The sequence below is a fragment of the Candidatus Chloroploca sp. Khr17 genome (assembly GCF_004138165.1).
GTDB lineage: Bacteria > Chloroflexota > Chloroflexia > Chloroflexales > Chloroflexaceae > Chloroploca.
Genome location: NZ_RYFF01000092.1, coordinates 1 through 10,920, shown reverse-complemented (window position 1 = coordinate 10,920; position 10,920 = coordinate 1). Strand labels below are relative to the sequence as shown.

Genomic DNA, 10,920 nt, shown 5'->3' with positions numbered 1-10,920 from the left:
GCGTCGATGATGGTAGTTCACAGGTCGGCGTCGATGATGGTAGTTCACAGGTCGGCGTCGATGATGGTAGTTCACAGGTCGGCGTCGATGATGGTAGTTCACAGTCTTTAGTCAGCAACATCATCACATCATCTGATGGCCCATCCGCAACAACCAGCCTCATACTTCCGCTTAAGAGGATGGTGAACGGGAGGATAAGGGCAAAGATGACGGCAAAAGTAAGTTGTTTCATCACAGCTACCTACTGCCAAGATCGCCCAGGCCCCGTGACGACGCGGCGGTCTTTGGCTCCACTGAATCACTGCGTGGGCGCCAACGTCTCACCTCTGTTGGACGTTGCGCTCGTAACGCACTTCATTGCTTGCGCTTGGATCATAGCTTGTAGCGCAACTTAAGTATAATTCTGGGATTGAGAAGCAGGTAGCAGGCAAACGGTCTGTTCCAGGTCGGGGTTTTCCTGTCAATGCCGGGAGGGTGCGAGGCTAGGGCGATGGTATCTTCTCTTGGTGCGTGTCGGGGCTGATCACCGCCAGAGCCATGCGGCGCATTGTCTCGGCGAAGCTCTCAACGCGAATCTCGCCCGTGCCGCGGATCAACGTCTCTAAGCAACAGACGCTCCGTGCGCCATGGTAGCGCGGGCTTCCAGCCCGCACACCCCATGCGGGCTGGAAGCCCGCGCTACTATGGGCGGTTGTTGCTCAGGGCGCGACTGGCCTCGGGACATGTTCCTTCTGAGCAACAAAACCTCATGGTCGGAGCGCAACGGCTCGACGGTCATGCCGAACGAAGCTGTAGGCGCCGTGAGGAAGCTTCCCGGATCGGCATGGAAGACCCCTCACGTTCGTTCGGGGTGACATGGGCGGGCCGGTGCCCCAAAAACGACTTGGCCCTCGGCACCGCACTAGCGGAGGGCGAACTCTTCGCTGATGATCTGGCTGCGGCGGATACCCCGAGCGGCCAATTGCGTCGTGAGCGCATGCATCATCGGCGTCGGTCCGCAGAGCAGGATGCGGCGCGCCGTTCCATCGTCGCCGGTCAGTGCCTCGAGCCGCTCCGCCGTCAGTCGTCCATCGGTCGTGGTTACGTGAAGGTGGAAGCGAACCTGCGGCAGACGATCCGCCAGCGTCAGGATCTCCTCCAGATAGATCGCGTCAGCCTGGTCGCGCACCGCCCAGACGAACTGGATGTCGCTGGAGGGTGCGGCCTGGCCCTCGGCGAGGTGGCGCAACATGCTCAAGAAGGGCGTGATGCCGATCCCGCCCGCAACCCAGAGGGCAGCCTTGCCTGTCGCCAGACCGCGCGCCCCGAAGGTGCCATAACTGCCGAAGACCATTATTTCATCGCCGGGAACCAGTTCGGCCAGGCGGGCCGTGTAGTCGCCCAAGTGCTTCGCGGAAAGACGAAACGTTCGCTCGTCTACAATGGCGGAGATCGAGAAGGGGTGCTGTTCATCCGGCAGGCCGGCCGCAGCGCGTGTGACCGTAAAAAAGACGAATTGCCCCGGCTGAAAATGGTGGGGCCTGCCCAGGGTGATCGTCAACTCGGTGACACCGTGGAGCTCGATGACGCGGTGAATCGTCCCGCTGTGGCGCGGGCCCCACCAACGGTAGAGGAACGAGCGGTAGACCCAGGCGTAGCTGCCGACAACCGTCAGCAGCCACAGATACCAATCGCCCTGGGCGACAATCGCGTGGGCACCACCAAGCATATACGGCACGCCCATCCAGCGGTGCGAGGCCAGCCAGCGCTGGTAGGGGAAGCGTACCCAGATCGTCGCCGCCACCAACAACGTCAACAACAAAACGCCCGCCCCGCCGAGCGTGTACGAGAGGTTCAGGCCAGGTACAACATAGGTGGCAGCAAGGCCCCAATCGGGCAGCGCCTGTGCCGTCAGCATCCCCAGGTGCAGCAGGATGAGGGCGAGCGTCCAACGGCCAAGCAGCCCATGCAGGGTGTAGACGCGGTCGAGACCGCCGAAGAGCCGCTCGACCCAGCGCCAGCGCGTTGCCATAACAAAGTTGAGCGCGAAGAGCAGAAAGCCCCAAAAGCCTAGCGACGTGCCCAGTTCATACATCGGGTCGGCAGTGTCGCCAGGCAAGGCCAGGATCTTGCCGGCAATGCGCACATCAATGCCGAGCCACAGATTGTAGAGCGATATCAGCGCGATATACGCGCAGAGCACATACACAGCGAGCGTAGCTGGTGTGTGTCGGCGCAGGACGTCAAGCGAGGGGAAGCGTGTAAGGCGCGAGAAAGTAATCATCGGTCTCCTCTGTCGGTGCGGGCGATTTCTCCGGCGATGCACAGGCCCCGTCTGCTGCCGCTCATCGGCCTGACGGGTGAAACCCTGCGAGGCGAGCCCTTCCTCCGTGACGCGCGCCGAAACCTACGGGGGATCCAACGGGGCATGGAAGCGGTAGCCAATACCTGGCTCATTGCGGATAAGGATGGGTTGCGCAGGGTTCGGCTCGATCTTCTTGCGCAGTTGCGTGATAAATACGCGGAGCATTGGTATGTCGTCGGCTGCACCTGGCCCCCAGATCGTGGTGAGGATGTGCTGGTGGGTCAGCACTTTGCCCGCGCTTGCGGCGAGCAGCGTCAAGAGTTGGTACTCCGTTGGGGTCAGCCGAACCTCTTGCCCGGCGAGCAAGACACGTCGGTGCGCCCGGTCGATGCACAGCGAACCAAAGACCACGACTGGCTCGTCGGCCCCCTGGCGCCAAGCCGCGTTCCGCAGCGCCACCCGCAAGCGGGCCAGCAATTCGTCCATCCCAAAGGGCTTGGTCAGATAATCGTCGGCACCCAGATCGAGCGCGGCTACCTTGTCCTGCTCGGCACCTCGCACCGTCAACACGATGATCGGCACCCGTGACCAGCTTCGCACCTGGCGCACGACCTCCAGTCCATCGAGTTGCGGCAGGCCCAGGTCGAGGATCATGACCTCTGGTTGCCAATTCGCCGCCTGCGTCACCGCAGCAGCACCATCCGGCGCGATCGCGACCGTATGCCCATAGGCGCTCAGGACGGTCTGCAGCATACGCCTGATTTGCGGCTCGTCATCCACCACGAGAATTCGCGCCATGGCCAACTCCTCCCCTATGCGCTTTCCGCCCGAGGCGGCGTGCTTTGCCGGCTGGCAACCGGCAGCGTGAAGGCAAACACCGCCCCGCCACCGGGCCGCGCCTCTACCCAGATCTTTCCGCCGTGGGCCTCGACCAGCCCCTTGCAGATAGCCAGGCCCAGCCCAGTGCCAGCCGCATGGCGCTCGGCTGCCGCAGCGCGCACAAACTTCTCGAAGATGCGTTCGCGCAGCGCGGCAGGTACTCCCGGCCCTCGATCCCGCACCTCCACGCGGATCTGCGGCCCTTCGGCCTGCGCCGCAACTTCAATCAAGCTCCCCGCCGGAGCATAAGCGACCGCATTCTCGAGCAGGTTCCGCAGCACGTGTTCGATCTGGCCATAGCTGATCCGCACCCAGGGCAGGTCGTCAGGCACGGCGAAGATCAACTGGATGCCCGGATGTCGGGTGGTCAACTCGCCAGCCACGGTGCCGATCAACTCGTCCAGGTCGTGCAAAGACCGAGACTGAGGAATAGCCCCCGCCTCGATCCGCGACATCTCCAGCAGATCACCGACGATCCGGTTGAGCCGGTCGGTCTCGGCGCTGATCGTGTCCAGCAACTCGCGGCGTTGGGCGTCACTCCATGACACCGCCGGGTCGAGCAGGCTGGTCGCCAGGCCCTTGATGACGGCCAGAGGGGTGCGCAGATCGTGCGAAACGAGCGAGAGCAGCGTTGACTTCAGCCGGTCGGACTCTGCCAGGGCGCGGGCCTGCCCGGCCATCTCGCTCAGCCGTACCCGCTCGAGCACCAGGCTCACCTGGGCAGCGATGGTCGCCAGCAACTCGTGCTCGCTTGCGTTGTATGGGACACCGGTCACAGGGCGGCGCACGCGGAGCACGCCAATCGGGCGCTGTTCGGCGTACAACGGCACATCCTCGTACTCCCCGGCGAGGTCAAGCGGGGGCGGCGCATCGCCTGCCTCGGCGAGCAGCACCTGGCACGAGGGGACAGCGAGGATCTGAGGCGTCATCTGGGCGACGATGGGTGAGATGCGCTCCTGCGTCAGTTCGGCGCTCAGAGCCTGACTGAGTTGGTAGAGGGCACTCAATTCGCTCGTACGGCGTTCGGCAATGAGCGCCTGACGTCGGGCCGCGCTCGCCAATCCGCTGACCAGCAGCGCGACGCTCAGAAAGAACCCGAGCCGCACGGCACTTTCGAGTGAGGTGAGGGCGAACCCACCATAGGGCGGAACGAAGAAGTAGCTAAAGGCCAGCGAGGCGAGCAGGGCACCGGGCAGGCTGGCGTGGAGCCCAAAGCGCATGGCACTCAGGAGCACCACAAGCATATAGATCAGTGCCGCAGTAGCCGAATGGATCACGTCCTGTTGTTGAAGCATGAGGATCGTGATAAGACCAATAGCTGCGACACTGAGCACAACCTGGGCGAGCGGCGTGCGCATCATCGGCACGACCGCCCGCTGAAGCGCGGTAAAATAAGGGATAGCCATACTCCCTATTATATACCGTCAGGCTGGTCTTCTTGAGTCCCACTGCATCGATCCGAACCGGCGGAAGAACGCGTATATCTAGCCGCTGAAGACTCAGAGCGCGTGGAAGAGCAGATCCATCACGACTGCGGCCAGGCCCATCGCGACCAACGTGATCGTGAGAGCTAGAATGGTCAGGCCAAGATTGGAGCTTTTGCGGGCCTGACTGCGGCGACTAACCTGCTGCTGTTGCTGGATACGCATATGATCACCCTTTCTTGTCAATCGTTCACGTATATTGTGCGTCGACCACGTTCCTACGGATAACAAGGCCGATGGGCACGAAGTTCCTTTACGAGTATATATGTCTGGTGGCCTACCCAGTATTTGGGAACCATTTGGGTCTGCACGTCTTGACACCACATACTTTCCAACGACCGTTCTCGCGATCCGCGCAGATCTTTATGCTTTCCAAACCCCCCCAGCCCATTTCTGTGCTATGCTACGAAGCAGGTGTTGCACACCATTCCTGTTGGGGAGTAGCCATCCGCCTTGTGCGGAACTGAGCGTCGTCAATCCGGTGTTTCACCCGGTGCTCAGGTCGTAAGCATACGACAGGCGAGACCATCGCGACGTTAAGGACGCCGTGACGGTCTCGCTTTTTGGTGTGAGCGAGGCCATCTAGCAAATGAGTAATGCGGGCATCCAGCGGGCCATGGTGGGGCAACCCTTAACCGCACAGCGGAACGTCACTAGCTGGGATCGCGGTCGTAAGAGGATTGATGCGACGGAGCCGAGGCGCTGCGCGCACCCGGCCCCGCTCCTCCAAGTGAGCGTGCGTCTGGACGAATAAGGAGACTTGAAGATGGACTGGTTTACGATCCTGCTGATGCTGGTGGCCGGGCTGGCATTTCTGGTAGTGGGTGGTGAGTTGCTAGTGCGGGGCGCGTCGAGTGTCGCCGCGGCCTTTGGTATCGCGCCTCTGGTGATCGGGCTGACCGTGGTGGCCTTCGGCACAAGTTCACCCGAACTGGCGGTGAGCATCCAGGCAGGCCTCGCGGGCAACCCCGACATCGCTGTCGGCAATGTGGTGGGCTCGAACATCTTCAACGTGCTGCTCATCCTCGGTGTCTGCACGCTGATTCTACCGCTGCTGGTCTCACGGCAACTGGTGCGCCGCGAAGTGCCGATCATGATCGGCATCTCCTTCCTGCTGCTGCTCCTGGCCTTCGACGGCAAGATCGGCCTGCTCGACGGCATGCTGCTCTTCGCTGGCATCGTTGGCTACACTGGCTGGTCGGTGATCGCGAGCCGCCGAGAGACGGCGGCGGCGAAGGGCACCGAGGAGTCAGTGACGATCGATATCATCGCTGCGAAGAGTCCCCTCTGGCTCGGTGGGGCGATAGCAGTACTGGCCCTGGCTGTGGCGGGCTTCTTCTTCGGCTGGTTCAATGTCGCAGTGGCCGGCTTGCTTGCTGCCGGCACGACACTCTTCATCGCCGGTTCGCTCTTTGGCAAAAGTGGCACCACAAAGGGCGGCGACCTCGCCCACCAGGTCGGCTTTATTACCGTCGGCCTCGGCACCCTGATGCTCGGCGCAGACTACCTGATCGACTCCGCAACGACGATCGCCCGTAGCCTTGGCGTCAGCAACCTGATCATCGGCCTGACAATCGTCGCCGCTGGCACCTCATTACCCGAGCTCGCCACCTCAATCATCGCCACCATTCGCAAAGAGCGCGACATCGCCATCGGCAACATTGTTGGCTCGAACATTTTTAACATCCTCGGCATTCTCGGCCTCTCGGCGATCGTGACGCCGGGCGGGCTGAACGTGAACCCGCAGGTAATCAGTTTTGACCTGCCGATCATGATCGCCGTCGCGGTGGCCTGTCTGCCAATTTTCTTCACCGGCTTCACCATCGCTCGCTGGGAGGGCATCGTCTTTCTGGGCAGCTACGTTGCGTACACCGCCTTCCTGATCCTGGTGGCCACCAACAACCCGGCCCGCGAAACCTTCCAGAACACGATGCTGCTCGTGTTGTCCGTGGTCGCCGTGGCCCTGGTCTGGACCAGTGTGCAGTTTTTTCGTACCCAGCAGCGTCAGCAAGCCTCGGTTTCGGCGGAGCGGAAGTGACGAAGCGCGGGCCTCACAGGTCTTCAAGACTTGTGAGGTCTCTCCGGCGCGTTGGGTTGCTCAGGCGCGACGCGAAGAGTCTCGTTCTGCGCTCTACGCTCTCCAGTCAAGTAGCGCCCGTGATTCAGTGCATCGATCCTCAATGCTTTGCCATCTTTACGAGGGAGGATGCGTCCGACGAGCACGCAACTCGAGCACCACAAGGATAAGCAAGGCGACAAGCGCCAACCCTCCCATGAGGAGCGTATTCCAGCCAAAGAGCAGACTGGCAATTAAAAAGCCCACGATCACAAGGCTCAAGATATCTCGAGTTTTGGTATTCAATCCCGGGTCTCCATTTCTCGATGTCGACAGCCTGCTATGCAGGCACGCTTCGCTAAGACAGGCCCCTAGAGTACCACGATTGTACCCTGAGTATTCCAGGCCTCAGCGTATCCATGCCATTCGTACGAAAGCCAAGCACGATCGAGGTGGGTACGTGGCAGAATGACTCGGCGTAGTTTTTTAATAACCGTGACTCCTGCAACACGTCGCCATCATCAGCGAGATGGTCGACCAGCGAGCGGGTGACGAGCACGATGAGCTTGGCGCGGGCGCGTGAGGCCATGACGTTGAAGCGGTTGAGGCTGTAGAGAAATTCGTCCTCGCTGCGGATGAGATCGGCGTCGCCGAGGCCAAACGAGGCGATGATGACGTCGCGTTGCTGCCCCTGGAAGCGCTCGACGGTGTCGACGGCATTCCAGATCGCGGTTGGGTCGTGCTCAGGAAAGATCGCTTGCAGGCGGCTGACGATCTTGCTCATCTGGGCGCGGTGGGGTGTGACGACGCCTACGGTGAGATCCCAGAAGCGTTGGGCGTCGGCGGGCCTTCCAGTGAGTGGGGCGGACGCTGCGCCCTGGCGCTCGCCGGTGAGCTGTTGGTCGAGGCGGCCATAGAGCAGCCAGAGTAGCGCGGCGACTGCGTCGGCCTCAAAGTCATTGGCCTGGCCGGCGATATCGTCTTCGTAGATAAAGCATGTTGCAGGATGCTGCGGATCGAGCAACTGGGCCCAGGCGGGAGTCCAGTAGAGGGTCTTGGGCCAAGCGGTGGGCTGTACGGCGGGGAAGCCAGGGGCCAGGAGTGTGAGCCGTAGATCTTCGTGATACGCACGGAGGCCAGGATCATACCCGGCATGCTTGGTGAAGTCCACCAGTGTCTGGCACGAGCGATAGTTGATCTGCAAGGGCAGTGGGGCCACATGGTGATGGTGCCGGATGTAGTTGTAGACCGAGCCGACGACGTGCTCTAGCCCCTCGGGTGGCGTCGCGGGCTGGATCGGCGGGAGCTGTTTGTCGTCGCCGGCGAGCACAAAACTGGCGCCCTCGGCGGCCTTCGAGACGACGAGCGTCGCTTCGGCAACCCCGAGCTGCGAGGCTTCGTCGATGATGATGAGATCAAACCAGCGTTGCTGGGTGCGCTCGGCGGTCTCTTTCTTTGACTTGTTTTTGGTCGCGATGGCGAGGTTGTGCAATTGCTGCGGTGGGCCAGCGACGACGACAATCTCGGTTGGGACATCGAGCAGCGTCTGAAGGTTCTGCACGTCAGCCGGGGCCTGGGTTGTTTTGACGATGACCGGCTCGATCGCAGGATGCTTCTGGAGTTCGGCGGGTGGGGCGTTGTACTGACTTTGGATGCGAAAGAGACGGTAGGGCTGCCCTGGGAGCACCTGTGCGAGCAGGGTGTCGACACCGATCAGCACGTTGTCAATGGCGGTGTAGTTGTTGGAGGCGATCAGGAGTCGCAGCGGTTGCCGGTGCTGATGGGCATCCCAGACCGCACCAGCGATGATCGCGCGCAGCGTCTGGCTCTTGCCCGTCCCTGGCGGACCCCAGATCAGTGCGAGCCGTCGGGTCAGGGCGGCTTCCCAGGCGGCCCACTGCGAGGGATTGAGCGCTACGCCACGTTCCTCCAAGTGCGCCTGGGCAGCGGTCGTCGCGCGGGTAACGGGCGTCGCGGCCAGAACCGGCGCTTGCCAGAGAAACGCGGAGGCCGGGCTTTCCGAGCTTGCCGTCGGCACACTCGCATCGGTCAAGCCCAGGGCGCGTGCCGCCTGGGCGTCCTCGCCGGCCGAGGCCGGGCGGCCAATGCCCTGAAGCGTGAGCGCCAGCTTTTTCGAGAGATAATCGTCACCGACGGGGTCGAGCATAACATCCGTGCGAAAATCAGCGATACCCAGCCGCTCCAGATCCAGGGCGCAGTTGGCGTGCCAGAGCTTGAGGGCGATCAGGCCACGCACCCGGTCGATCGCGACAACCGAGACCCTGGTCAAGCCGGCCTCGGCGACTGAGCCCGCGAGTCGCCCGTTGATCTTGATGCCGGTGCCGTCGATGAGTGGGTAGGCCGACCGGCTCAGAAAGGCCGGGTCGCTCTTTGGGGCGAGCGCGTAGCCCAGGGCCGGCGGGCGGACATTGAACTCGTAGGAGTCGCGATTGAGCCGGTAGATCAAGAGGTTGGCCGGCAGATCAAGCGGGTGCTGCACGGTCTTCTGAAGTTGATCGTACGCATCAAGCTTCGCCTGGTCCTCGAGCCGCTCGCGTAGATGAGCCGACTTGAAGCGGGCCTCGCGCTCGTGGGCCGGCATCGCCCGCAGCGTATGCTCGTCGAGCTCGGCCAGGGCCTGGTTGAGCCTGGTGTATTCGTACCAGAGCATGCTGCGCGGCGGTACGCCAGTCAGGCGCTTTAGGTTGCGCACCAAGGGCGGCGCTGCGGCACGCACCAGGAGATCTTTGAGATCCTGCTCGAGTTGCGCGACTACATAGGCAAGCGCCTGGAGCTTGCGCCCCGTTGTCTCCTCGATCACCGGTTCCAGCCAACCATCCGCTTTGGCGCAAACGTAAACTCGCGGAAGTAGCCCCCGAGCGCTGCTTTGGCCTCATCGGCGAGCCGTTGCACCTCGGCCGCATTGCGCCCAGCGCCCTTCTGGATCACCTTGCCCTGACCAGCATCCGAGATACCGACCGCACGAATCGCCGCCAGATGCGCCTCTGTCAAGCCGTGTTCACGGAACAACTCCATCGCCCGACGCGCCTGCGGGCGGCTAGCATCAAGCTCGGCGCTCGGCGCGAGTTGGCGCGTATATGGCGTACCACAGACCGTACAGACATGCTCGGGGCACGCGAGCAGGATCGCACGACGGGCAAGGTCTGGCGGGAAGGGAGCAGGGTGTCCGCTGCGACTCCGGGTTGGGTGCAGATACCAGAGATCATCCAAATCTGCATCGTCTACACCAATGCGGAGATCATCCAGGGCATCATCCACTTCCTCAGCCCAGACATCGCCTGGGTTCGCCGCCTTCGCACGATCACAGGCCAGCGCGTAGCGGTCGAAAAAGATCGCGGAAGCATCCTTTGCCCGCGTGAGCTGAAAAACCGCCTCGTGGCGCGACGACAGCCGATACGCAACCGGCTCGGGGCGCCCAACCGACTTGGCCCAGACAATATGATTGACCACATTCCATCCTGCCTCACGGGCGGCAAGCTCAAAGCGCGCCGGAATGCCCGCCAGAAAGCCATCCTGGTAGGTATCGCCAAGATGAAGAAAGACCGACGCGTGCGGACGCAACAGCCGCGCCCAGTTATTGAGAATGCTTATCAGCGCCTCAATATATGCCCCTGGCGTCGTCTCTTGACCAAGCTGATCCGGGTGACCATAATCACGCCGACGCCAATAGGGCGGCGAGGTAACGATGAGATCGATGCTGGCGGCAGCGAGGAAGGAGAGATCGCGGGCATCGGCGGGGTGGATGCGCGGCGCAAGATGGTGTTGGTTGCTCAGCGCCATGCTCTGCTTCAGGGCCATGCGGTGTTCCTTACAGGTCTTTTCATGGCGTGATCCTTGATCGACATGGCGAGACCTCACAGGTCTGGACGAGACCTCATCGGGGCGAGAAGACCTGTGAGGTCTTTTCATCGCGTGCTCCTTGATCGGCATGGCGAGACATGGCGAGACCTCACAGGTCTGGACGAGACCCTCATCGGGGCGCGAAGACCTGTGAGGTCTTTTCATCGCGTGCTCCTTGATCGGCATGGCAAGACATGGCGAGACCTCACAGGTCTGGACGAGACCCTCATCGGGGCGAGAAGACCTGTGAGGTCTTTTCATCGCGTGATCCTTGATCGACATGGCGAGACATGGCGAGACCTCACAGGTCTGGACGAGACCCTCATCGGGGCGAGAAGACCTGTGAGGTCTTTTCA

9 protein-coding genes are annotated in these 10,920 nt (G+C 62.1%); 1 reads left to right on the top strand and 8 read right to left on the bottom strand.

Features of this window, described 5'->3' with window-relative positions; translation table 11 throughout:
* From EKD05_RS26580 to EKD05_RS26140, 5 genes are all read right to left on the bottom strand, one after another.
* The coding region (locus tag EKD05_RS26580; RefSeq protein ID WP_205704076.1) for a hypothetical protein at positions 1–232 on the bottom strand (232 nt) is incomplete at its 3' end.
* A gap of 669 nt (positions 233–901) precedes the next feature.
* On the bottom strand, positions 902–2,263 hold the full coding sequence (locus EKD05_RS24285; protein ID WP_129678037.1) for a ferric reductase-like transmembrane domain-containing protein: 1,362 nt from the start codon (positions 2,261–2,263) through the stop codon (positions 902–904).
* Positions 2,264–2,386: 123 nt separating this feature from the next.
* Entirely contained in the window at positions 2,387–3,082 is a 696-nt protein-coding gene (locus EKD05_RS24280) for a response regulator (protein ID WP_129678035.1), read from the bottom strand.
* Positions 3,083–3,096: 14 nt separating this feature from the next.
* Complete coding sequence (locus tag EKD05_RS24275; RefSeq protein WP_129678033.1) at positions 3,097–4,569, bottom strand: ATP-binding protein; 1,473 nt, start codon at positions 4,567–4,569, stop codon at positions 3,097–3,099.
* Between the two features lie 93 nt (positions 4,570–4,662).
* Positions 4,663–4,812, bottom strand: coding sequence for a hypothetical protein (locus tag EKD05_RS26140; RefSeq protein ID WP_165360950.1), 150 nt, complete (start codon positions 4,810–4,812; stop codon positions 4,663–4,665).
* Between the two features lie 601 nt (positions 4,813–5,413).
* On the opposite strand from EKD05_RS26140, the gene EKD05_RS24270 reads away from it, so the two are divergent.
* A complete protein-coding gene (locus EKD05_RS24270; RefSeq protein ID WP_129678030.1) occupies positions 5,414–6,685 on the top strand; it encodes a calcium/sodium antiporter in 1,272 nt (423 codons plus the stop codon).
* A gap of 156 nt (positions 6,686–6,841) precedes the next feature.
* Here the strand turns inward: EKD05_RS24270 and EKD05_RS26135 are convergent, their stop codons facing one another.
* From EKD05_RS26135 to EKD05_RS24260, 3 genes are read right to left on the bottom strand one after another with little or no spacing between them, the layout of a single operon-like run.
* A complete protein-coding gene (locus EKD05_RS26135) occupies positions 6,842–7,009 on the bottom strand; it encodes a hypothetical protein (RefSeq protein ID WP_165360949.1) in 168 nt (55 codons plus the stop codon).
* A gap of 52 nt (positions 7,010–7,061) precedes the next feature.
* Positions 7,062–9,524 carry a DEAD/DEAH box helicase gene (locus EKD05_RS24265; protein WP_129678028.1) on the bottom strand — a complete coding sequence of 821 codons (2,463 nt, stop codon included), beginning with the start codon at positions 9,522–9,524 and terminating at the stop codon, positions 7,062–7,064.
* On the bottom strand, positions 9,521–10,522 hold the full coding sequence (locus tag EKD05_RS24260; protein ID WP_165360948.1) for a site-specific DNA-methyltransferase: 1,002 nt from the start codon (positions 10,520–10,522) through the stop codon (positions 9,521–9,523). Before EKD05_RS24260 ends, EKD05_RS24265 begins: the two co-directional genes overlap by 4 nt.
* Between the last annotated feature and the right edge of the window lie 398 nt (positions 10,523–10,920).